Annotated in this window: 22 protein-coding genes; 8 read left to right on the top strand and 14 right to left on the bottom strand. The window is 75.0% G+C overall.

Translation table 11 applies throughout. The features are described from left to right. Positions 1-335: 335 nt before the first annotated feature. Together TPA0908_RS15020 and TPA0908_RS15025 are read left to right on the top strand one after the other, a co-directional pair. Positions 336-1,640: a sensor histidine kinase gene (locus tag TPA0908_RS15020; protein WP_281938295.1), complete on the top strand. Its 1,305-nt coding sequence runs from the start codon at positions 336-338 to the stop codon at positions 1,638-1,640. Positions 1,641-1,755: 115 nt separating this feature from the next. Next, a complete protein-coding gene (locus TPA0908_RS15025) occupies positions 1,756-2,412 on the top strand; it encodes a LuxR C-terminal-related transcriptional regulator (protein WP_281938297.1) in 657 nt (218 codons plus the stop codon). A 10-nt stretch (positions 2,413-2,422) separates the two neighbouring features. Here TPA0908_RS15025 and TPA0908_RS15030 read toward each other — a convergent pair whose 3' ends face one another. From TPA0908_RS15030 to TPA0908_RS15040, 3 genes are read right to left on the bottom strand one after another with little or no spacing between them, the layout of a single operon-like run. Next, positions 2,423-3,073 carry an HAD family hydrolase gene (locus TPA0908_RS15030; protein WP_281938298.1) on the bottom strand — a complete coding sequence of 217 codons (651 nt, stop codon included), beginning with the start codon at positions 3,071-3,073 and terminating at the stop codon, positions 2,423-2,425. A 14-nt stretch (positions 3,074-3,087) separates the two neighbouring features. Next, the gene (locus TPA0908_RS15035) at positions 3,088-3,342 is read right to left on the bottom strand and encodes a glutaredoxin family protein (protein WP_107162553.1); all 255 of its coding nucleotides are present in this window, start codon (positions 3,340-3,342) and stop codon (positions 3,088-3,090) included. Then, entirely contained in the window at positions 3,332-4,960 is a 1,629-nt protein-coding gene (locus TPA0908_RS15040; protein ID WP_281938301.1) for an AMP-binding protein, read from the bottom strand. Before TPA0908_RS15040 ends, TPA0908_RS15035 begins: the two co-directional genes overlap by 11 nt. Before the next feature lie 558 nt (positions 4,961-5,518). Between TPA0908_RS15040 and TPA0908_RS15045 the strand changes: the two genes are divergently transcribed. From TPA0908_RS15045 to TPA0908_RS15055, 3 genes are all read left to right on the top strand, one after another. Next, on the top strand, positions 5,519-6,490 hold the full coding sequence (locus TPA0908_RS15045) for an ECF subfamily RNA polymerase sigma factor, BldN family (RefSeq protein WP_281938302.1): 972 nt from the start codon (positions 5,519-5,521) through the stop codon (positions 6,488-6,490). Positions 6,491-6,781: 291 nt separating this feature from the next. Then, the gene (locus TPA0908_RS15050; RefSeq protein ID WP_281938304.1) at positions 6,782-7,636 is read left to right on the top strand and encodes a DUF5667 domain-containing protein; all 855 of its coding nucleotides are present in this window, start codon (positions 6,782-6,784) and stop codon (positions 7,634-7,636) included. A gap of 51 nt (positions 7,637-7,687) precedes the next feature. Then, positions 7,688-8,614, top strand: a complete 927-nt coding sequence (locus tag TPA0908_RS15055; protein WP_374709219.1) for an HAD family hydrolase — start codon at positions 7,688-7,690, stop codon at positions 8,612-8,614. 8 nt (positions 8,615-8,622) lie between these two features. On the opposite strand, the gene TPA0908_RS15060 is transcribed toward TPA0908_RS15055, so the two are convergent. The 10 genes from TPA0908_RS15060 to TPA0908_RS15105 form a co-directional block, all read right to left on the bottom strand. Next, positions 8,623-9,480 (bottom strand): lysophospholipid acyltransferase family protein, encoded by an 858-nt coding sequence (locus tag TPA0908_RS15060; protein WP_281938619.1) that lies wholly within the window; start codon positions 9,478-9,480, stop codon positions 8,623-8,625. Between the two features lie 302 nt (positions 9,481-9,782). Further along, positions 9,783-10,856 (bottom strand): NAD-dependent epimerase/dehydratase family protein, encoded by a 1,074-nt coding sequence (locus TPA0908_RS15065; protein WP_281938308.1) that lies wholly within the window; start codon positions 10,854-10,856, stop codon positions 9,783-9,785. Between the two features lie 119 nt (positions 10,857-10,975). Next, on the bottom strand, positions 10,976-11,077 hold the full coding sequence (locus TPA0908_RS15070) for a 30S ribosomal protein bS22 (protein ID WP_007465623.1): 102 nt from the start codon (positions 11,075-11,077) through the stop codon (positions 10,976-10,978). 219 nt (positions 11,078-11,296) lie between these two features. Then, positions 11,297-11,506: a helix-turn-helix domain-containing protein gene (locus tag TPA0908_RS15075; protein WP_013288759.1), complete on the bottom strand. Its 210-nt coding sequence runs from the start codon at positions 11,504-11,506 to the stop codon at positions 11,297-11,299. A gap of 191 nt (positions 11,507-11,697) precedes the next feature. Then, entirely contained in the window at positions 11,698-12,882 is a 1,185-nt protein-coding gene (locus TPA0908_RS15080) for an ABC transporter permease (RefSeq protein WP_107162558.1), read from the bottom strand. Further along, positions 12,879-13,736, bottom strand: a complete 858-nt coding sequence (locus TPA0908_RS15085) for an ABC transporter ATP-binding protein (protein ID WP_281938309.1) — start codon at positions 13,734-13,736, stop codon at positions 12,879-12,881. The genes TPA0908_RS15080 and TPA0908_RS15085 overlap by 4 nt, the downstream gene beginning before the upstream one ends. Then, on the bottom strand, positions 13,733-15,130 hold the full coding sequence (locus TPA0908_RS15090; RefSeq protein ID WP_281938311.1) for an efflux RND transporter periplasmic adaptor subunit: 1,398 nt from the start codon (positions 15,128-15,130) through the stop codon (positions 13,733-13,735). The genes TPA0908_RS15085 and TPA0908_RS15090 overlap by 4 nt, the downstream gene beginning before the upstream one ends. 49 nt (positions 15,131-15,179) lie before the next feature. Further along, a complete protein-coding gene (locus tag TPA0908_RS15095) occupies positions 15,180-16,499 on the bottom strand; it encodes a hypothetical protein (RefSeq protein WP_281938313.1) in 1,320 nt (439 codons plus the stop codon). 1,161 nt (positions 16,500-17,660) lie between these two features. Next, complete coding sequence (locus TPA0908_RS15100; protein WP_281938315.1) at positions 17,661-18,230, bottom strand: TetR/AcrR family transcriptional regulator; 570 nt, start codon at positions 18,228-18,230, stop codon at positions 17,661-17,663. Further along, positions 18,223-19,017 carry an alpha/beta fold hydrolase gene (locus TPA0908_RS15105; protein ID WP_281938316.1) on the bottom strand — a complete coding sequence of 265 codons (795 nt, stop codon included), beginning with the start codon at positions 19,015-19,017 and terminating at the stop codon, positions 18,223-18,225. Before TPA0908_RS15105 ends, TPA0908_RS15100 begins: the two co-directional genes overlap by 8 nt. Positions 19,018-19,094: 77 nt before the next feature. Here TPA0908_RS15105 and TPA0908_RS15110 point away from each other — a divergent pair, with 77 nt between their 5' ends. Beyond that, positions 19,095-19,367 carry a VOC family protein gene (locus tag TPA0908_RS15110; RefSeq protein WP_281938318.1) on the top strand — a complete coding sequence of 91 codons (273 nt, stop codon included), beginning with the start codon at positions 19,095-19,097 and terminating at the stop codon, positions 19,365-19,367. 1 nt (position 19,368) lies between these two features. Here the strand turns inward: TPA0908_RS15110 and TPA0908_RS15115 are convergent, their stop codons facing one another. Further along, positions 19,369-20,289, bottom strand: coding sequence for a proline dehydrogenase family protein (locus TPA0908_RS15115; RefSeq protein ID WP_281938320.1), 921 nt, complete (start codon positions 20,287-20,289; stop codon positions 19,369-19,371). Between the two features lie 129 nt (positions 20,290-20,418). Between TPA0908_RS15115 and TPA0908_RS15120 the strand changes: the two genes are divergently transcribed. Together TPA0908_RS15120 and TPA0908_RS15125 are read left to right on the top strand one after the other, a co-directional pair. After that, positions 20,419-20,691: a hypothetical protein gene (locus tag TPA0908_RS15120; RefSeq protein ID WP_281938321.1), complete on the top strand. Its 273-nt coding sequence runs from the start codon at positions 20,419-20,421 to the stop codon at positions 20,689-20,691. A gap of 1 nt (position 20,692) precedes the next feature. After that, positions 20,693-21,859, top strand: a complete 1,167-nt coding sequence (locus TPA0908_RS15125) for a glutathionylspermidine synthase family protein (protein ID WP_281938322.1) — start codon at positions 20,693-20,695, stop codon at positions 21,857-21,859. The last annotated feature ends 4 nt before the right edge of the window (positions 21,860-21,863 follow it).

A 21,863-nucleotide genomic window follows, 5' to 3' on the forward strand; every position in this document is an offset into this window, starting at 1 on the left:
CTCCCGCTGGCGACCGATGTTGCCGGCTGTGCTAGCAGGGCGCGTCGGAACTACAGAGTAGGCGCTTGTGAAGAGGTGCACAAATCGCGATCTTGATGACTCGCGATGCGGCTCCACCTGCCCCTCCATTCCCACAAGATCGATCAACCGCGCTCCTCGGTGGCGCGAGGCGATTATTGCTCAATCCCGACTTCTCTGACCAATCGCGTGCGTGCGGTAACGCTCCGCAGCCGACGCGGCGAGGCGCTTCTCACGTGCCGGGTGGGGAGAACCCCACCCCCGACCGGCCGGCGTACGGGATGGGCCGGCCGGGACCGCGCCCATAGCCTCGAACCATGACCGCCGCGCCGTTGGCCACCGCACCCGTTCCCTCCTCGCCCGTCCGGAGCCTGTTCCGGCGACTCGCCCACGACACCGGCTACGTGCTCTTCAGCCTGCCGCTGGCGATCGTCGGGTTCGTGCTCGCCGTGGCGGGGATCTCACTCAGCGTCGGGCTGCTGGTCACCACGCTCGGCCTGCCGGTCCTGGCCGGCGTGCTCTACGCGGCGCGCGGGCTGGCCGACCTGGAGCGGCTCCGGCTCCCCGGCGTGCTCGGCCGGCCCCGGGTCCGCCCGGTCTACCTGACCCCCGGGCGCGGCGCCCGGTTCTGGCGGCGGGTGTTCACCCCGATCCGCGACCCGCAGTCCTGGCTCGACCTGCTGCACGCGTTCCTGCGGCTCCTGGTGACCCTGCCCACGTTCGTGCTGATGGTGGTCTGGTGGGCGCTGGCGCTGACCGGCACGCTCTACGGCGGGTACGACTGGGCCATCCCGCGCGGGCCGGACCAACAGGACCTCAGCCAGCTCCTCGGCATGGGTGACGGGGCCGGCGCGCGGATCGCGCTGAACACCGCCATCGGCCTGTTCGCGCTCCTCACCCTCCCGCTGGTGGCCCGTACCCTGGCCCGGATCCAGGGCGGCCTGGCGTACTCGCTGCTCACCGGCGTGGCCGAGATGCGGCAGCGGATCGTCACGCTGGAGGAGCAGAAGCGGGCCGCCGCCTCGGCCGAGGCGTCCGCGTTGCGCCGGTTGGAGCGGGACATCCACGACGGGCCGCAGCAACGCCTGGTCCGGCTCGCCATGGACCTGGGCCGGGCCCGCCACCAGCTCGCCGCCGACCCGGACGCGGCCCGGCGCACGCTGGACGAGGCGGTCGCCCAGACCCGGGAGACGCTCGACGAGCTGCGCGCGCTCTCCCGGGGCATCGCGCCGCCGATCCTGGTCGACCGGGGACTGCCCAGCGCGCTCGCCGCGCTCGCCGCCCGGGCGCTGGTGCCGACCGAGCTGCTCGTCGACGACGACCTGGGCACCACCGGCGGCCGGCTCGACCCGGGCCTGGAGAGCACCGCCTACTTCGTGGTGGCCGAGGCGCTGACCAACGTCGCGAAGCACAGCCGGGCCGACGCCTGCCGGGTGGAGGTGACCCGGAAGGTGGGCCGCCTGGAGATCACCGTCGCCGACGACGGGATCGGCGGCGCGCACCTGGCCAAGGGGCACGGGCTCAGCGGCATCGCCGACCGGGTCCGGGCGGCCGGCGGCACGCTGGAGGTGGACAGTCCGGCCGGCGGGCCGACCCGGATCCACGCGGAGCTGCCCCGGTGACCGCCCGCCGCCCGGACCGGCGACCCGCCGAACCGCCCCGGTGACGGCCGCCGGCGACCCGCCGCACCGGGTCGAGGCCGCGCGGTGGGACCCGGACGTGGTAGACACCGGACCCATGCGGGTGGTGATCGCGGACGACGCCGTGCTGCTCCGGGAGGGGCTGATCCGGCTGCTGACCGAGTTCGGGCACCAGGTGGTGGCCGCCGTCGGCGACGGGGACGCGCTGGTCGACGCCGTGGTGGCGCACCGGCCGGACATCTCGGTGGTGGACGTGCGGATGCCGCCGTCGCACACCGACGAGGGGCTGCGCGCCGCGGTGGAGGCCCGTCGCCGGGTGCCGGGCACGCCGATCCTGGTGCTGTCCCAGTACGTCGAGGTGTCGTACGCCGACGACCTGCTGGACACCGCGGGCGGCACCGGCGGCGGCATCGGCTACCTGCTCAAGGACCGGGTGGCCGCGATCGACGAGTTCCTGGACGGGCTGGCCCGGGTGGCCGCCGGCGGCACCGTGCTGGACCCGGAGGTGATCAGCCAACTGCTGGTGCGGCGGCGGCGCGACGACCCGTTGGCCGCGCTGACCCCGCGCGAGCGCGAGGTGCTGGCGCTGATGGCCGAGGGCCGCTCCAACACCGCCATCGCCCGCGCCCTGGTGGTGAGCGACGGCGCGGTGGAGAAGCACGTCCGCAACATCTTCACCAAGCTCGACCTGCCGCCGGACGCCACCACCCACCACCGCCGCGTGCTGGCCGTCCTGGCCCACCTCCGCGCCTGACGCGCCCGGCTCAGCGCAGCGCGCGGGCCAGCGTGACCGCCTCGGTGAGGGTGTCGGCGGTCGGGTGACCGCTGGCACGCAGCCGGGCCGGGTCGGAGAGGCCGCCGGTGTAGAGGACGGCCGCGCCGCCGACCGAGGTGGCCGCGTCGGCGTCGTCGAGCGAGTCACCGATCAGCACCACGTCGGCGCCGGCCAGCCCCAGCTCGGCCAGGTGCTTCTCCAGCCACTCGGCCTTGGGCCCGCCGCCGACCGCGGCGCGCAGCCCGTCCACCCGGCTGAAGTGCGGGGTCAGCCCGTACGTGTGCACGGTGGGCACCAGCTCGTCGTGGAACCACATGGACAGCAGCGACTGGCTGCCCGGCCAGGCGGCGATCGCGGCGGTGGCGTCGGCGGCCAGCGCGCAACTGGTCAGCCCGGCCCGGTACGCGTCGTGGAAGATCCGGTCGAGCGCGCCGAACGCCTCGGCGTCGACCGCCCGGCCGAGCATCTCCGCGTAGTAGTCGGCGATCGGCCGGCGGAACCGCACCCGGTGCTCGTCCGCGCTGACCGCCGGACCGCCGGCGCTGGCGAACGCCACGTTGGTGGCGCGCACCACCAGGTCGAGGTCGTCGAGCAGGGTGCCGTTCCAGTCCCACACCAGGTGGCGCCGTGCAGCCGTCACCCGAGCACCATAGTTCACAGTTGCGGGGTGGTCAGGTCCCGCAGCAGCCGGTCCTCCTCGACCCGCCAGTAGCCGTGCTCCTTGCCGTCGAGCAGCACCACCGGCAGCCGGTCGCCGTAGTCGCGTTCCAGCTCGACGTCGCCGGTCACGTCCTTCTCCACCCAGCGGTCGCCGGTGACCGCCACCACCCGGTCGAGCGCCGCCTTCGCGTCCTCGCAGAGGTGGCAGCCGGGCCGGGTGATCAGGATGAGCCGCGGGTCACTGGACATCGGGTACCTCCGTGCGGGTCTCGGTCGGCGGTGCCGGCGACGGCACCACGGGTGCCGGGCGCAGCTCGGTCTTGCGGACCTTCCCGATCGCCGAGTACGGCAGCGCGTCGACGAACTCGACGGCGGTCGGGCACTTGAACCGGGCCAGGTTACGCGCGCAGTGGGCGAGCAGCTCCGCCGCCGTCACCGACGAGCCGGCCGCGCGCACCACGTACGCCCGCACAGTCTCGCCGGTCCGCGGGTGCGGCACGCCCAGGACCGCCGACTCCGCCACCCCGGGGTGCGCCTGGAGCACCGACTCGACCTCGTGCGGGTAGACGTTGAAGCCGTTGACCAGGATCAGCTCGCCGAGCCGGTCGACCAGGAACAGGTCGCCGTCGCCGTCGGCGTACGCCACGTCGCCGGTGGCCCACCAGCCGTCCGGGCCGGGCCCGCCCCGCCCGTCGGGCCAGTAGCCGGCGAACAGGTTCGCGCCGCGCACCACGATCTGCCCGGGGTCGGTGCCGACCGGGTCGTCGGTGAGGTCCATCCCGTCGTCGTCGGTCTCGGCGGCGGGCACCCCGTCGCGCCACAGCTCGTCGCCGTCGGACCCGACCAGGCGCAGCTCGACGCCGGGCAGCGGTCGGCCGATCGAGCCGGGTTTCGGCTCGCCGCCGACCAGCGTGGAGGTGAGCACCGGCGCGGTCTCGGTGAGCCCGTAGCCGACGTGCACGGGATGCCCGGTCAGCTCGGTGAAGCGCGCCCCGACGGGCAGCGGCAGCGGAGCCGCGCCGCACACCGCGACCCGCACCCCGGCCAGCGCCGCGCTCGGGTCGCCGGCCGCGTCGGCCCAGGTCAGGAACATCGACGGTACGCCGAGCAGCACGCTGACCCGGTGTCGGGCGATCTCGTCGAGCGCCCCGGTCGGGCCGGGCTCGTCGACGAGCACGCCGGTGGCGCCGTGGTGCAGCACCGCCCCGAGCCCGGCGTTCAGCCCGTACGCGTGGAACAGCGGCAGCGCCAGCAGCACGGTGTCGTCGGGGCCGACCACCGGGGGGTCGATCCGGTCGGCCTGGGCGTGGTTGGCGGCCAGCGCCCGGTGCGACAGCATCGCGCCCTTGGGCCGGCCCTCGGTGCCCGAGGTGTAGAGCAGTACCGCCAGGTCGTCCCCGTCCCGCGTCGGGAACCGGGCCGGGGCGTCGTCGTCGGCGACCGGCGGGACGGAGTGCACCGCGCGCAGCGAGGGCAGGTCGGCGGGGTCCACCCGGGCGGTCACGTCGGCGGCGCCGACCAGGACGGCGGCGCCGGAGTCGGCGAGCACGTGCCGCAGTTCCCGGCCGGTCAGCGCGGGGTTGACCGGCACGGCGACCAGGCCGGCGCGGAGCGTGGCCAGGTAGGTGACCACGAAGTCGGGGGTGTTGCCGAAGCCGATCGCCACCCGGGGCGGGTGTGGCGTGCGGTCCGCCGGCGGCGCGGCGGCGTGCAGCGCGTGGGCGGTGGCGGTGACCACGGTGTCCAGCGCGGCCCAGGTGAGCGTGGTGTCGCGCCAGTGCAACGCGACCCGGCCGCCGTGGTCGGCGGCGGCCCGGCGGAGGCGGTCGGCGAGGTTCGGCGCGGTGCTGTCGGCGGCGTCCTGCACGGTGGCTGAGTCTGGCACAGCGGGGTGCGCCGGGCCATGCCCCCGAGCGCCGCCCGGGTCCGCCGGGTGAGACCGCGATTGACAGTGGACGCAATTCCCATGAGTGGGAGCGTGATCTTCGCGGGCTGCGGGGGCGTGAATGGAGACGGGTTCGCGAAACGCGCTCACGACACGCCGGGCGGCCGAAAAATCGGCCTCGACCTGGGCTTCCACCGCGCACCAGGTTGCCGCACGAAAGTCAACCACGAGCGACGGACAACCGGTCCGGCAGGAGTGCGAGCACGCGGGAAATACTTCCGCTCTGTGTAACGGACTTGCCACGCGCGGGTGACGTTGGGCCTATCATCACTCGGGTCGGCTCACCCATTTGCCGTGAGTCGACACCCCTCAGCCCGAGGAGGCCCCCGTGCCCGTGAGCGCATTGGACCAGCACCTCAACGGGACGTGCCGCCCGCCGACACGTCCCGCACCGGCCGCGCCCCACCGGGTCGCGCCCGGCCCCGCAGCGCCGCACCGGCGCCCGGCCAGGTTGCTGCCCATCTGGACCGGGGAGGCACGGTGACCACGTTCGGTTACGCGGAACGGCCGGCCGGGGTGACCGGCCCGACCCAGCGGAACCCGCTCAACGAGCGCGCCGAGCCCGCGCCACGCGCGGACGGCCTGCTCGCGCTGAGCGGCGAGACCCGACGGACCCGCAGCCGCGCGCACCACGGCAACGAGGCGCCGCTGCGCCCGGCGTCCCCCGGCGGCAACGCGAAACCCACCGCCGGGCGCGTCGGCGCCCCGCCCCGCCCGGCCGTCCCGCCGGCCCAGGCCCGCCGCGGTGACGCGGCGACCAGCGCCGAGCCCCCCGCCGCCGAGACCGCGGTGCTGCCGGTGGTGACCGTCGGCGACACGGCGGTGCTGCCGGCCGTCCCCGCCGCCACGCCGGCCACCGGCTTTCCGAGCCGCCCCGACCCGTCCGACCCGGCCACCGAGGTCTGGACGCTCGTCGAGCGGGCGCAGGCCGGCGAGTCCGAGGCGTTCGGCCTGATCTACGACCGGTACGTCGACACCGTCTTCCGGTTCGTCTACTTCCGGGTCGGCAACCGCCAACTCGCCGAGGACCTCACCTCCGACACGTTCCTGCGGGCACTCAAACGCATCGGCAGCTTCACCTGGCAGGGGCGTGACCTGGGCGCCTGGCTGGTCACCATCGCCCGCAACCTGGTCGCCGACCACTTCAAGTCCGGGCGCTACCGGCTGGAGGTGACCACCGGCGACGTCCTCGACGCCGACCGGGAGGACCGCGGCCCGGAGGGCAGCCCGGAGGCGGCGGTGGTCGAGCACATCACCAACGTCGCCCTGCTCACCGCCGTCAAGCAGCTCAACCCGGAGCAGCAGGAGTGCATCGTGCTCCGGTTCCTGCAGGGCTTCTCGGTCGCCGAGACGGCCCGTGCCATGGGCAAGAACGAGGGCGCCATCAAGGCGCTCCAGTACCGGGCGGTACGGGCGCTGGCCCGACTGCTGCCCGACGGCTTCCACGCCTGACCCGCCGCATCCCCGTCCCGCCACCGGCCCGACGCCGGTGGCTGACGCACGCCCCGGCCCGCCCGCGACCCCCGTCACACCCGGTTATTTCGCCCCCGAACGGCCCGTAACCGGCGGCCGGCGCGAACCGTTTCTCCGGGTGCGACCAGTGGTTGTCCCGGCGTCCCCCGGGCCCACCCGGTCCGGCGGGTCAGGTCGGCCGTCCCGGTCGGCACTCGGCCACACGCTGCCACGGGTCGCTGGTGACGACGACGGCCGCCCGGCCGTGACCAGCGAGAGGGGGTGCCCGCGGTGGACAGCGACCTCTTCTCCGGTCGGCGAGCCGAGCGCTTCGCGCAACTCCTCGACGAGGCCAACGGCGGACGCCGACACCACGTCCGGTCCCGCGCCGACGGCGAACTCACCGCGCTCGTGGGAGTGACCCGCCGGCTCACCGTCGAGCGGCCCACCGTCGAGGTCGACGCCGACTTCCGCACCGGCCTGCGCGCGATGCTGGTGGCCACCGCCGAACGTGAGGGCCTCCCCGCCACCACCGACGCCGGCGCCGGCGGGCTCGGCGCGCTGCTGCCCGCCATCACCGGCCGCCGGGCGCGGGCCCGGGGCGCGATCCTGGTCGGCGTGGCCGCCGGTGCGATCGCCCTCTCCGGCATCTCCGCCGCCAGCGAGAACGCGCTGCCCGGCGACGCGCTGTACGGCATGAAGCGCTCCACCGAACGCGCCCAGCTCGCCCTGGCCAGCTCGGACATCAGCCGCGGTCAGCTCTTCCTCGACTTCGCCCGGACCCGGCTCGACGAGGCCGCCACGGTCCGCGACGACCGGCTCGGCTTCAGCGCCGTCCTGGACGACATGGATGCGGACACCCGCCAGGGCGTACGCCTGCTGACCACGGTGGCCGCGCAACGCTCCGACCCGACCGCGCTGGACGCCGTGGACACGTTCCTCGCCGGTCAGCGCCGGGTGGTCAGCGGCCTGCTCGCCCGGCCCGACCACGCCGACCGGGACCGCACCCGCCGCTCGCTTGCCCTGCTCGACGCCGCCGGCCGACGCGCCGACGCGCTGCGCGAGACGATCGCCTGCGGGCTGCCCGCGCCGACCGCCAGCGACACACTCGGGCCGGCGCCGACCACCTGCCCCGGCGAACGCTGAGCGCGCGGCCACACTTCCCCCGACGGACACCCGACCGTCACGAGACGCCGGATACGGTGGACGCGGCACGCGTACCAGGCTCGTCGAGGGAGGGAGGTCGCGGTGACCGGGTCCCGCAAGGTGACGGTCAGCACCGACGTCCACGGGCACACCGCCGGTTGGGCGGAGACCCCGGCGGCACCCGCGACCACGATCGCGCCGGACCCGACGGCCGCCGCGTTCTTCGACGTGGACAACACGATGATGCAGGGCGCGTCGATCTACTGGTTCGCCCGCGGGCTGGCCGCCCGGAACTACTTCACCGCCGGTGACCTGGCCCGGTTCGCCTGGCAGCAGGCCCGGTTCCGACTGCTCGCCACCGAGCACGCCGGGACCATGTCCCAGGCCAAGGAGGCCGCGCTCGCCTTCGTGCAGGGCTGGCGGGTCGACGACGTGGAGCGGCTCACCGAGGAGATCTTCGACGAGCTGATGGCGCCGCGCATCTGGGCCGGCACCCGCCGGCTGGCCCAGCGTCACCTCGACGCGGGCGAGCGCGTCTGGCTGGTCAGTGCCGCCCCGGTGGAGATCGGCCGGGTGATCGCGGCCCGACTCGGCCTGACCGGCGCGATCGGCACGGTGGCCGAGGTGGTCGACGGGGCGTACACCGGCCGACTGGTCGGCGATCTGATGCACGGGCCGGCGAAGGCGGAGGCGGTCACCCAGCTCGCCGCCGTGGAAGGGCTGGACCTGACCCGCTGCGCGGCCTACAGCGACTCCGCCAACGATCTGCCGATGCTGTCCGCGGTGGGCCGCGCGGTCGCGGTCAACCCCGACCCGGCGCTGTCGCGGCGGGCCCGGGAGCGGGGCTGGGAGGTCCGTGACTTCCGCACCGGCCGTCGGGCCGTCCGCATCGCCGTGCCGTCGACCGCCGCCGCCGGGCTGCTCGCCGGCGCGGTGACCGCCGGGCTGGCCCTGCACCGCCGCCGCCAGCGCGCCTGACCCGACGCTCAGGGGCCGAACGGGTCCGGGCGGCGTTCGAGCAGCTTGTGCAGCGTCTGCTGGATGGTCTCCCGCACCTGGTCGGCGAGGTTGAACACGACAAGCGGGTCGTCCGCGGAGTCCCGCAGGTGCGCGGTCGGGATCGGCGGGCAGAACTCGATCAGCCACTTGCTCGGCAGCGGCACCATGCCCAGCGGGCCCAGCCAGGGGAACGTCGGCGTCACCGGGAAGTACGGCAGCTTGAGCAGCCGGGCGAGCGGCTTGATGTCGGCGAGCATCGGATAGATCTCCTCGCCGCCGACGATGGCCACCGGCACGATCGGCGTGCCGGTACGCAGCGCGGCGGAGACGAAGCCGCCCCGGCCGAAGCGCTGGAGCTTGTAGCGGTCGGAGTAGAGCTTGCCGATGCCCTTGAAGCCCTCCGGGAACACGCCGACCAGCTCGCCGTTGCCGAGCAGCCGTTCGGCGTCCGGGTTGCAGGCGACCGTGCCGCCGGTCTTGCGGGCCAGCTCGGACACCACGGGCATCCGGAAGACCAGGTCGGCGCCGAGCAGGCGAAGGTAGCGGTGGCTCGGATGCCGGTCGTGCAGCGCCGCGGAGAGGATCAGCGCGTCCAGCGCCACGGTGCCGGAGTGGTTGCCCACCACCAGGCCGGCGCCCTCGGCCGGCACGTGCTCCAGGCCGCCGACCTCGGTGCGGAACCAGTCCCGGTAGAGCACCCGGACCAGCGGATGGAAGACCGCGTCGGTGAGGTCCGGGTCGAAGCCGAACTCGTCGACCTCGTAGTCACCGGCGAGCCGGCGGCGCAGGAACGCGAGCCCCCGCGCGACCCGACGGTCCCACTGGTCCCCGGGCCGGTCGCCCACCGCCGGCCCGGACGGGCCGTCCCCGGGGGTCGCGCTCTCCGCCACCGCCTGCCTCGCCACGGCCTTCTTAGCGACCGCCTTCTTCGCGACCGCCTTCTTCGCCACGGTCTTCCTCGCGACCGGGCGGGTGGTCGGCTCGTCGGCGGAGGTGTCCGGCTCGTCGGCCGGCTCCGGGGGCGCGGGCGGTCGGGCGGCCGGCGCGGTGACCGGCCGGTGCCCGTTGCGCCGCGCCGGCTCCGCGTCCGGCCCGGGCCCGGTCGGGGGTACGTCGAAGCGGGCGTCCCACCGCTCCGGTGTGCTGCTCACGAGCGCTCCCGGACGGTCGAGCGGACCTGACGGATGCTCTCCAGCACCAGTTGCTCGGCCGCGGCGAGCTGGTCGCGGGTCACCACCACCCCGCCGTGGTGGGCGCGGACGAAGTCGTCGAAGGCGGCAGCGGTCGAGCGGGGGGTGAAGCCGAACTCACGCTCCAGCCGGGTGGTGTCCACCACCCGACCGTGCACGAAGAGGTCGACCTGGTCCAGGCCGTACCGGCCGAAGCCCAGGGTGCGGGCGACCGCGGCCACCCCGGCCAAGCCCGGCTCCAGCACCGGCACGGCCACCCGGCCGGCCCGGCGGATGGCCTGTGAGAGCGACAGCACGCCCGGACCGGCCACGTTGAACGTCCCCGGGTGCTCCTCGGCGACCGACCGGTGCAGCACCGTCAGCGCGTCGTCGATGTGCAGGAACTGCAGGCGCGGGTCGCGGCCGAAGATGGTGGGCACCACCGGCTGCGCGAAGTAGCGGGTGAGCGTGGTGTCGGCCGTGTAGCCGATGAACGGCGCGAAGCGCAGCACGGTGGCGGTGACGTCGGGCCGGCGGCGGCGGAAGCCGCGAACGTACCCCTCGATGTCGAGGATGTCGCGGCCGAACCCGCCGCGCGGCACCTCACGCGGCTCGGTCTCCTCGGTGAAGACGGCCGGGTCGCGGAACGACACCCCGTACGCGGCGGTCGACGAGCGGACCACCAGCCGGCGCAGGCGCGGCGCGCGCTGGGCGGCGGCGAGCAGCTGCATGGTGCCGATGACGTTCTGTTCCTTCATCGCCGCCCGACCGCCGTGCTGCGGGTCGGGCGCGGTGACCAGCGCCAGGTGCGCCACGGCGTCGACGTCGAGGTCGATCAGGAGACCGCCGAGCGAGTCGAGGTCGAGCCGGACCAGCTCGACGTCGGAGAGCAGGTCGGCCAGCTCGGGGTTCGGCGGGGCCGGGTCGACGCCGATGACCCGCTCGATGCGTGGGTCGGCGGCGAGCCGGGCGGCGAGGTTGGCGCCGAGGAACCGGCCGACTCCGGTGACGACGACGACCCCCGGGGCACCGGAGGTGCCACCGGGGGTCATGTCGTGCGCCTTGCGCGGCAGGCAGGATCGAGCCGGAACGTCCGCGGCCTGATCACCTGAGCCTCCGAGGGTCGACAGTTGGCAAGTGGTGCCGGTGCCGGGTCAGCGCCCGGCCCCGGTCACTTGCCGAGACGGCGACGCTGGACGCGGGTCTTGCGCAGCAGCTTGCGGTGCTTCTTCTTAGCCATGCGCTTGCGGCGCTTCTTGACCACCGAGCCCATACGACAGCCTTTCGATGCAACGTGCGGGGCGGACCGGGAGGCACCACCAACGCGGTGGCGCCCTGCCCGCTTGCGGACAACGGACCGGACCAGCGTGGTGGGCCGGGCACACCAGGAGCGATCACGGTCGGGCTCCAGGGTAGCCGGAGTGCGTCAGCAGGACCAACGCGCCCCCGTCGATGCCCCTTTTCGTCGCACTCGGCGGGCGTCGCCGAGGGCTCAGGCGGACTCCTGGAACGCGCCCCGGAGATATTCGTGCACGGCGTGCTCGGGCACCCGGAACGAACGACCGACCCGCACCGCGGTCAGCTCACCGCTGTGCACGAGACGGTAGACCGTCATCTTGGAGACCCGCATGACCGTTGCCACCTCGGCGACGGTCAGGAACCTGACATCCGACAGCCGTGCGTCGGACTGCGACCCGGCCATGGCTCACCGACCCATTCCCGTGCCCGGCGCGTGCCACCGGGCAGGTGCTCCCGCCTCGACGAGCGACGCGCGTGTAATGAGTACGGTAGCGGGACGGCTGTGACCTGCGCGATCCCTTCCGTCCTTTGATCATGGCGGGGCGGGCGCCCGCCAGGGCTTTTTCGCCCGGACGGGTGGCGCGTCCGGATCGCCTACTCGGCGCGCAACGCCACCACCGGATCGAGCCGGCCGGCCCGCTGCGCCGGCACCACACCGAACACGATGCCCACCGCCGCCGAGACGCCGAACGCCAGCGCCAGCGACCACCAGGTGATCGCGGCCGGGATCGGGGAGAACGCGTCGACCAGCAGCGCGGTGCCCACCCCAAGCGCCATCCCGGTCAGGCCACCGATCGAGGTGAGCAGCACCGCCTCCAGCAGGAACTGCACGCCGATGTCCCGGGGCCGGGCGCCGACCGCCTTGCGCAGGCCGATCTCGCGGGTGCGCTCGCGTACCGAGACCAGCATGATGTTGGAGACGCCGACGCCGCCGACCAGCAGCGAGATGCCGGCGATCGCGGCCAGCACGCCGGTGAGCACGCCCAGGATGTCGCCGAGCACGCCGAGGATCTGCTGTTGGGTGACGGCGCTGAACTCGGTGTCCGGGTGCCGGCGGGACAGCTCCGCGACGATCCGCTCGCCGAGCTGGTCGATCCGCTCCCGGTCCGGCGCCTTGACCGCGATGCCGTCGATCCGCTGGGTGCCCCACAGCCGCTGCGCGGCGGTCACCGGGACGTGCACCTCGTCGTCCCGGTCCACGCCGAGGCTCTGCCCGAGCGGGGCGAAGACGCCGATCACCCGGAACCGTACGCCGGCCAGCGTGACCTGCTGGCCGAGCGGATCACGGTCGGGGAAGAGCGTCCGGGCCACCGACGCGCCGAGCACCGCCACCCGACGGCTGGTGTCCACGTCGGCCCCGGACAGGTAGCGGCCCCGGGCCAGCGACCGGGTGAACACCGACGGGGTGGTCTCCAGCACGCCCTGCACGGTGGTGAAGTCGGACCGGTTGCCGGCCCGCGCGGTCGCGCCGGAGGCCACCGTCACGGCCACCCGGCCGGGATCGCCGACCACCCGGGAGACGGCGTCGACGTCCTTGAGGTCCAGCGGCGACACCACCGGCGCGGTGCCCACCTCGATCTTCCCGGGCACCACCAGCAGCAGGTTCGAGCCGAGCCCCTCGACCTGCTGCTCGACCTGCCGCTTCGTGCCGGTGCCGATGGCCACCAGGATCACCACCGAGGCGACCCCGATGATCACGCCGAGCATGGTCAGCAGACTGCGCATCCGGTTGGCGCGCAGCGCGTCCAGCGCCACCCGCCACGCCTCGGCCACCCTCACCGGGCCGCCCCGTCGCCGTCACGCGGAAGGCGTCCGGTGGCTCCGGTGGCGCCACCGGAGCCACCGGACGGGTGCCCCGGGCCGCTTCCGGACGCGGACCGGGGCTCCGCGCTGGGAGCGGGATCCAGTGTCGCAGGTCCGTCCGCGTCGTCCGACCCCGGTCGATCATGAGCGGTGTCGGACCGGATCAGCCCGTCCCGGACCGCGATCCGCCGACGTGCGCGGGCCGCCACCTCCTGGTCGTGCGTCACCATCACCAACGCCACCCCGGACTCCGCGTTCAACCGCTCCAGCAGCTCCAGCACCGCCTCGCCGGTGACGCTGTCCAGGTTGCCGGTGGGCTCGTCGGCGAGCAGCACCGCCGGCTCGGTGACCAGCGCCCGGGCGATCGCCACCCGCTGCTGCTCGCCCCCGGAGAGCTGGTTCGGCCGGTGGTGCAGGCGGTGCCCCAGCCCGACCCGGCCCAGCATCGCCGCCGCCCGTTCCCGCCGCTGCCGCGCCCCGACGCCCCGGTAGACAAGCGGCAACGCCACGTTGTCCACCGCGGACGTCCGGGCCAGCAGGTGGAACGCCTGGAAGACGAAGCCGATCGTCTCGTTGCGCAGCGTCGCCAGCTCCGGCGCGGTCAGCGTGGCCACGTCCCGGCCACCGATCACCAACCGGCCGCCGGTGGGCCGGTCCAGCCCGCCCAGCAGGTGCATCAGCGTGGACTTGCCGGAGCCGGAGGGCCCGATCACCGCCACGTACTCGCCCTGGTCGATGGTGAGCGACACACCGCGCAGCGCGGACACCGACACCCCGTCCAGCTCGTACGCGCGCGAGACGTCGACCGCCTCGACCGCGGCGACGGTCACGGCAGCTCCTGGCCGTCGCGCACCTGGTCGGCGCCGCGCACCACGACCCGGTCGCCGGCCCGCACCCCGTCGACGATCTGCACCAGATCCTGGCCCTGCACGCCGACGGTCACCGGCACCCGGTCCGCCCGGCCGCCCCGCAGCACCCAGACCGCGTCCCGCCCGTCGGCGGAGAAGACCGCCGAGGCCGGCACCGCCACCGCGTCCGTCGCCTCCCGGACCCGGAGCCGGACCACCGCGTTCATGCCCGGACGGGGCGCCGGGGCGGCCTCCTCGCCGAGCCGGCCGGCGCCCAGGTCGAGCCGGACCCGGTAGGTGACCCCGCCCCGCGCGGAACTGGTGGGCAGCATGTCGACCGAACGGACCGTCGCCTCGTACGTCGCGCCGGTCACCGCGTCCAGCTCGACCGAGGCGGGCACTCCGGCGCGGACCAGCAGCACGTCCGTCTCGTCCACCTCGGCGAGCAGACCCAACCGGCCGATGTCCACCACGGTGAGCACCGGCGTGCCGGCGGTGACCCGGCCGCCGGCCGGCACCGCGTCGTCGACCCCGGCCGGCGGGCCACCACCCGACCCGGCCGCGCCCGCCGCCGACGGGTCGAGGCCGGGCACCCCCGCGCCGCCGGCCGCGCCGAGCAACCCGGCCAGGTCGGTCGGCGTCGCCGCCCGGGTGCCGCCCGGCTGCACCACGCCGGCGATCGGGGCGCGCAGCGTCAACGCGTCGACGGTCGTCTTCGCCAGGTCGTACGCCTGCTGGGCCTGGAGGCGCTGCGCGGCCGACAACGCGCCGACGGCGCTGTTCAGGCCCGCCACGCCGCGCTGCACGGCGGCGACCGCGCGGTCGGCGGCGCGGGCGGCCGACGCGTACTGCCGCTGCGCGGACTCGACCTGGAGCAGCAGCGCGGCCCGGGCCTGCGGGTCGCCGACCTTGCCGGCGGCGGCCCGCGCGGCGGCGAACGCCTCGTCGGCGGCCCGGTCGGTGCCACGCCGGTTGCCGCCCAGGTCGCCGACGCCGACACCCCGGCCGGCCCGCTTCGCGGCGCGCAGCGCGTCCCGCGCCCGGGCGAGGCGCTCCCGCGCGGACGGCGAGTCGATCACCGCGAGCACCTGGCCCCGGGTGACCCGCTGTCCGGGCTGGACCTTCAGGCCGGCCACCGTGCCGTCGGCGGGGGCGGTGAGCGTCGCCGCGGCCCGCGCGGTGACGGTGGCCGGCGCGTCGATCACCTCGGTGACCGGCGCGCGCCCCACGGCGGCGACGCTGACCGCGGGGGTGTCGTCGCCGCACCTGGCGGCGGTGGTGCCGGTCAGCGCGACGGCGGCGAGAAGGGCGGTGACGAGACGGGGGCGGCGGGCCGCGGGCAGCCGCGGCGAGGGGGTGCGGGCCACCCGGCCCATGCTACGACCCGTCGACCGGTGTCGACGCCTCGGCGCTTCGGGTCGCGGCTCAGCCGGCGGCCGACCGGACGTAGGTGACGCAGTCGTCGTGCAGCGCCGGCCACGGATCGCCGAACACCTCGTCGGCGGCCTCGTCCGGGGCGCGGCGCTGGTGCACCACGGCCCGGAAGAAGTCCAGCACCCGCTGCTCGCCGTACCTGTCGACCAGGTGGCGCACCGCCAGGTACCCGACGCCGTAGGCGCCGCCGACCCGGTCGTCGGTCGCGTCGTCGGCCGGTGCCACCGCGTCCAGCCGGCCGGACCACCCGCCCCGGAGCAGCTTGCGCACCTCGGCCAGCCCCTCGTAGCGGTCCACCGGCTGGCCGTCCGCGCCGGCGTACTCGGCCAGCCCCTCCACCAGCCACCAGTCCGCGCGGTCCGCGTAGCCCTGGTCGGGCAGCGAGGCGGCGTGCGTCAACTCGTGCCGGAGCAGGTCGTCGACGCCGGCCGGGGCGAGGCTCTGCGCGTTGAGCACCACGTCGTGGCGGCCACCGCCGACACCCACCGCGTAACCGGCGGTCCACTTCGGCCGGCCACCGCCGTACCAGCGCTGCCACTCGGCCTTGCCGGCGTAGTAGACCAGGTACCGGTCCGGCGCCGGGCCGACCGCGTACCGGTCGGCGGCCCGGGCGGCGGCCTCGGCGCGGGCGAGCAGGCCGGGCAGCTTGGCCCGCTGGGCCGGCGTGGTGGCCACCAGCGCCCGCTTACCGACCGCCACCGCCAGGTCGTCCACCTCCCACGGGCGTACGCCGGTCGGGTCCGTCCGGGACGGCTCCACGGCCACCAGCCGTGGCTCCTCCCCCACCAGCCGCCACCGGGTGCCCAGCTCCGCCGTGCTCGGCGCGCAACCCGGCACCACGAAGCAGTAGCCCACCGTCACGGTCAGTCGCCACTGACCGGGCTGCCCGTCCACCGCCACCGGCACCCGCTCGGCGCCGGGCCGCCACGTCGTGACCCGGAGCGCCCGAAGCGCCGCGTACCGCCTGGTGAGCGCCGGCCGCGCGGTCGGCTCCGCCACGGCGAGGAAGCCGGCCTTGTCGCCGCGCAGCAGCGCGCTGCCCTGCCGGTCGAGCTGCGCGACCATCCGCGCGGCGAGTTGCCGCTCGGCCGCCGTACCGGGCGCCTCCCGGCCCGCCGTCTGCTGGCCGGCCGCGTCCGGCGCGAGCTGCCGCAGCAGTACGCCGGGCACCGCGCCCGCGACCAGCCCGAGGGCCAGCCCGAGCACGGTCCAGAGCGGCCACCGCCGCCGCCTCCCGCTCGTCAGGGTGGGGGCGGGCACGGCGGGTACGACGGCCGTCTGCGCCGCCGTCGGGGTCAGTGGTGTGGGCAAGGCCGGGCTCGACTTCGGCTCGCGCGGTTGCGGCACGGCCGACGTCGGCTCGCTCGATTGCGGCACGGCCGACGTCGGCTCGCGCGGTTGCGGCACGGCCGACGTCGGCTCGCTCGATTGCGGCACGGCCGACGTCGGCTCGCGCGGTTGCGGCACGGCCGACGTCGGCTCGCTCGATTGCGGCACGGCCGACGTCGGCTCGCTCGATTGCGGCACGGCCGACGTCGGCTCGCTCGATTGCGGCACGGCCGACGTCGGCTCGCGCGGTTGCGGCACGGCCGACGTCGGCTCGCTCGGTTCCGTGGCGCTCGCCGTGGCGGCCGTCGACCCGGGTTCGGTCGACGCCGACGCGGTCGGTGTGGTGCCCGCCGCCGGGACAGTCGACCCCGGCGTGGGCGGCAGAGGCGGTGCCGGCGCCGCCTCTGCCGGCGGAGGCGGTGCCGGGGCAGGCGACTCCGGGGCAGACGGTTCCGGGACAGACGGTGCGGGGGCAGGGGTGTCCGGGCTCGCGTCCGGAGCGGACGGCTCCGCGACGGAACCGGTCGGCCTCAGCTCGGGCAGGGCCGCCGGCACGGCGGGGACGGATGCGTCCGCCTCAGCGGCCACGGAGGTGCTCGCGTCGGGGCCGCTGTCCTCGCTCGGCTCGGGTACGGCCGGACTCGGGACCGCGGCCACCGCTGGCGGGCTGGGGGCGGCCGGTCGCGGTGTGACCGGGTCCAGCGACGACGGGGGCGGACCAACCGTCGGGGTCTTCGCGGCCGGGGCCGGGCACGCCGGCACGTCGTCGGCCTCGGCGCGCGGGTGCTGCTCCGCGCCGTCGGTCCCGACGCACGGCTCGTCGCCGTCGGCTGCCCGGCCCGGGGGCTCCTCGTCGCCGTCGGTCACCGGCGAAGGGTACGACCAATCGGGCGTTCCGGGAAAGAGTCCTGCAAGTAATCCCTTCGTTCCCGCCCCGCACCAGATCTTGGAAGGAAACGGCCCTCATGAGGGCCCTCCGCTTCCAAGATTCGTGGAATCCACCGAGATCTTGGTACCGATCCGCCCCTCGGAGGGCGTCCTCGTACCAAGATCCGCTGCGCCGGGCGGGAAGCACGGCCGTCCCCGGGACCGCCCGCCCGCCACCGGCATGCCCGCCCGGAGGGACGGGACCCGGCTCGCTCGTCAACGGGACCGCCAGCCGCGGTACGCGAGGTCGAGCCCGTCGATCATCCGGTCGAACGAGCGGTCGACGTCCCGGGGCAGCCCGAATCCGCCCGCCGCCTCCAGCGTGACGAAGCCGTGCACGGTGGCCCGGAACATCCGGGTGGCGTCGACGGCGGCGTCCCCGTCGATGCCGTACCCGCGCAGGATCGCGAAGATCGCGTCGACCGCGCGTTCGGCGGCGGCCAGGTGCGCGGGGTCGGCCGGGTCGGGCGCGCGCTGGGTGGCCGGGTAGCGGCCGGGGTGCCGCCGGGCGTACCCCCGGTAGGCGGTGGCGACCGCGCGCAGCGCGTCGTCGCCGGCCCGGCCCGCGGCGGCGCTGGTCAGCACGTCGGCGATCTCGGTGGTGGCGAGCACGGCGAGCTTCTGGTGCAGCGCGTCCACGCCCCGCACGTGCTTGTAGAGGCTGGGCAGCGCGACGCCGAGCCGGCCGGCGAGCGCGGCCAGGGTGAGCCGGTCGTGGCCGACCTCGTCGGCCAGCACGGCGGCCTCCCGGACCACCGTCGCCGGGGTCAGGCCGGCCCTAGGCACGCGCGATCACCGCCAGGAACTCGACCAGGTCGGCGGCGGTGGCGTCGGGCTGGTCGGCGTGCGGGTAGTGGCCGGAGTCGGCGATCATGCGCGCCTCGGCGACGGCGAACTGCCGGCGGGCGGCCCGCGCCTCGGCGCCGGGGTCGGGGAAGTCCGGGTCCTTCGCGCCCATCAGCACCAGCACCGGCTGGCGCACCTCGCGGGCCCGCGCGGTCCAGTGCGGGTCGACCGGCGCGACCACGCCGCGCACCGCGTCCATCCGGCCGCGCAGCCTGGCGACCAGTTCCTTCCGGTACGCGGCGTCGTCGGCCGGCCGGCCGCAGGGGAAGAGCGTGCGGTGGAACATCCCGAACAGTCGTGGGCTGCGCAGCACGGCGGCCTGGAGCGCGCGCATCACCGGGTTCGGCTTCGGCTGGCTCACGAACGGGCTGATCTGCACGATGCCACTGACCAGCTCCGGCGCGTCGGCGGCGGCGAAGACCACGGCCGCACCGCTGGACGAGCTGCCGACAAGCGCGGCCGGCCCGCCGCCCACCTCGCGCACCACGGCGAGCAGGTCGCCACCGACCTCGGCCGGGGCGTACGTGGGCCAGTGCGGGCTGGAGTCGCCGTGCCCGCGGACGTCGATCGACGCGACCCGGTAGCCGGCCGCCACCAGCAGCGGCACCAGGTGTCGGAACGCCGCCCGGTTCTCCCCCATGCCGTGTGCGAGCACCACCAGCGGCCCCGCGCCGTGCACCTCGTACGCGATCGTCCCACCGTCCCGCACCACCTGGCTAACTGTCATAGCCATGAGGCTAATGGCATTAGCTTTGCGCGTCAAGGCTTGACCTCAACTCGACCTGAGGTCGGACGATCACCGACATGCCGATCTCCGCCGACACCCACGTACGCCTGGCGCGGCCCAGCCGCGACCTGGCCGCAGCCGTCCGGTTCTGGGCCGACGGCCTGGGCCTGGACGTGCTCTACCGGGGCGCGGCCGACGGGCCGGGCGAGCACGGCCTGGTGGCGAGACTGGAACGGGCCGGCGGGACCAGGGTCTCCGCCGGCCCGTACTGGGACAGGTGGGGGATCACGTTCGCCGACCCGGACGGCTACCGCCTCGTGCTCTGCACCCGGACCTGGTCGAACGACTGACTCACTTCTTCGACATCACCGCACGGCCGAAGAACGCCAGGTTGGCCGGGCGCTCGGCCAGCCGGCGCATCAGGTAGCCGTACCACTGGTCGCCGTAGGGGACGTAGGTGCGCACCGTGTAGCCCTCGCCGACCAGGCGCTGCTGCTCCTCCGGGCGGATGCCGTAGAGCATCTGGAACTCGAACCGGCCCGGGTCGCGGTCGAACCAGCGCGCCCGGTCCTCGCCGATCGCGATCAGGCGCGGGTCGTGGGTGGCGAGCATCGGATAGCCGTCGCCCGCCATCAGCACGTTCATGCAGCGCACGTACGACTTGTCCACCTCGCGGGCGGACTGGTACGCCACCGACTCCGGCTCCTTGTACGCGCCCTTGCACAGCCGCACCCGGGACCCGGCGGCGGCCAGCTCGCGGCAGTCCGACTCGGTCCGCCGCAGGTACGCCTGGAGCACCGCGCCGGTCGACGGGTGGTCCTTGCGCAGTTTGGCCAGCACGTCCAGCGTCGAGTCGGTGGTGGTGTGGTCCTCCATGTCCAGCGTGACAGTGGTGCCGGCCGCGTCCGCAGCCACGCAGATCTGCCGCGCGTTGTCGTACGCGAACTGCTCGTCGAACGCCTGGCCGAGCGCGGACAGCTTCACGCTGACCTCGGCGGCCGGGGTGAGGCCGGCGGCGCCGAGCAGGCGCAGCAGGGAGAGGTACTCGTCCCGGGTGGCGTTCGCCTGCTCCGGGGTGGTGGTGTCCTCGCCCAGGTAGTCGAGGGTGACCGCTTGGCCGTCGCCGACGAGTGCGCGGGTCGCGCGCAACGCGTCGTCGGTACCGGCGCCGGCGACGAACCGGCGGACGACGTCCCGGGTGAACGGGGCCGTCGCGACGAGCCGCTCCACCTGGGATGACCGGGAGGCGGCGAGGATGACGGAACGGAGCATGAGCCGAGCGTAACGCCCACCCCCACACCCGCGCCGGGCACGTGCGAGGCGGGGCCCCTGTTATCACCCGGCGATAACAGGGGGCCCCGCCCATCACACCGACTGGCGACGATCAGCTACAACGTTCACGTGGAACGACACCCCCGCCGCCGGCTCCGCTCCGCCACCGTGCAGCTCGGTGCGCTGACCGCACTGGCGCTCGCGCTCTCCGGCTGCAACAACGGCTACGACGACGACGATGACGACTGCGCCCTCGGGCCGGCCGGCGGGGGCGGTGACACCGTCGCGGTGGCGCTACGGGTCCCCGCGCCGGCCGCCGCGCGCGGCGACGCCGCCCCGACCACCGCCGCGCTGCCCGACCGCGGCGGCTTCGGCACCTTCCTCGCCTCCTGCGGCGGCTGACGTGCGCCGCGAGGCCAGCACGCCGCGCCCCGACTGGGACGACACCATCCGGGCCCAGGGCCTGGTGTACGTCGACACCGAGCTGCCCGACGGCGAGATCATGTCGTACTGGGACGAGACCGCGGCGTACGCGTTCACGCTGGACGAGGTGCTCCGGCTGGAGGAGGCGACCGAGGAGCTGCACCGGATGTCGGTCGCCGCCGCCGAGCACGTGGTGGCCCGCCGCCGCCACGCCGAGTTCGGCATCCCGGAGTGGGCCGCCGAGGCGGTCGCCCGCTCGCTGCGGGAGGCCCCGCCGACGCTCTACGGCCGCTTCGACCTCGCCTACGACGGCAGCTGGCCGCCGAAGATGCTGGAGTACAACGCGGACACCCCGACCGCGCTGGTCGAGGCCAGCATCGTGCAATGGTACTGGCTGGAGCACACCCACCCGGACGCGGACCAGTGGAACAGCCTGCACGAACGGCTGGTCGGCGCGTGGGCCAAGATCGGCGCCGGGCTGCACGACCCGCGTGTGCACGTGCTCTGGTCGAACGAGGAGGAGTCGGGCGAGGACCAGATCACCGCCGGCTACCTCGCCGAGACGGCCCGCCAGGCGGGGCTGGACGTGACGCTCATGCCGATCCAGCGGGTCGGCTGGGACGGGCGGCGTTTCGTCGACGCCGACGACCGGCCGATCACCACCTGCTTCAAGCTCTACCCGTGGGAGTGGATGCTCGCCGAGCCGTACGGGCCGCCGGCGCTGGACCCGGGCACGCCGACCACCTGGATCGAGCCGGCCTGGAAGCTGCTGCTGTCGAACAAGGCGCTGCTGGCCGTGCTCTGGGAGCTGTACCCCGGGCACGAGCTGTTGCTGCCGGCGTACCTGGACTCGCCACGCGGGATGTCCGAGTACGTAGCCAAGCCGTTGCTCGGCCGCGAGGGCGGATCGGTACGCATCGTGACCGGCGACACCGAGATCACCAACCCGGGGATCTACGGCGACGAGGGCTTCTGCTTCCAGGAGTTCCGCGCGTTGCCCCAGTTCGACGGCAACCACGTGGTGCTCGGAAGCTGGGTCGTGGACGGCGGGTCGGCCGGCGTGGGCGTACGCGAAAGCGAGAGCCTCATCACAGACGGTTACGCGCGGTTTCTGCCCCACTACATCGACGCGCCGCGTCCGCGCTGAGTCG

The sequence above is a fragment of the Micromonospora sp. AKA38 genome (genome assembly GCF_027925725.1).
Taxonomy (GTDB): Bacteria; Actinomycetota; Actinomycetes; order Mycobacteriales; family Micromonosporaceae; genus Micromonospora.

Bases quoted from the DNA above. Each gene is read 5' to 3' on its own strand.
- TPA0908_RS15115 (WP_281938320.1), bottom strand. From the start codon at position 20,289: ATGCTCCGTTCCGTCATCCTCGCCGCCTCCCGGTCATCCCAGGTGGAG.
- TPA0908_RS15075 (WP_013288759.1), bottom strand. From the start codon at position 11,506: ATGGCCGGGTCGCAGTCCGACGCACGGCTGTCGGATGTCAGGTTCCTG.
- TPA0908_RS15110 (WP_281938318.1), top strand. From the start codon at position 19,095: ATGCCGATCTCCGCCGACACCCACGTACGCCTGGCGCGGCCCAGCCGC.
- TPA0908_RS15105 (WP_281938316.1), bottom strand. From the start codon at position 19,017: ATGACAGTTAGCCAGGTGGTGCGGGACGGTGGGACGATCGCGTACGAG.
- TPA0908_RS15020 (WP_281938295.1), top strand. From the start codon at position 336: ATGACCGCCGCGCCGTTGGCCACCGCACCCGTTCCCTCCTCGCCCGTC.
- TPA0908_RS15065 (WP_281938308.1), bottom strand. From the start codon at position 10,856: ATGACCCCCGGTGGCACCTCCGGTGCCCCGGGGGTCGTCGTCGTCACC.
- TPA0908_RS15035 (WP_107162553.1), bottom strand. From the start codon at position 3,342: ATGTCCAGTGACCCGCGGCTCATCCTGATCACCCGGCCCGGCTGCCAC.
- TPA0908_RS15090 (WP_281938311.1), bottom strand. From the start codon at position 15,130: ATGGGCCGGGTGGCCCGCACCCCCTCGCCGCGGCTGCCCGCGGCCCGC.
- TPA0908_RS15025 (WP_281938297.1), top strand. From the start codon at position 1,756: ATGCGGGTGGTGATCGCGGACGACGCCGTGCTGCTCCGGGAGGGGCTG.
- TPA0908_RS15070 (WP_007465623.1), bottom strand. From the start codon at position 11,077: ATGGGCTCGGTGGTCAAGAAGCGCCGCAAGCGCATGGCTAAGAAGAAG.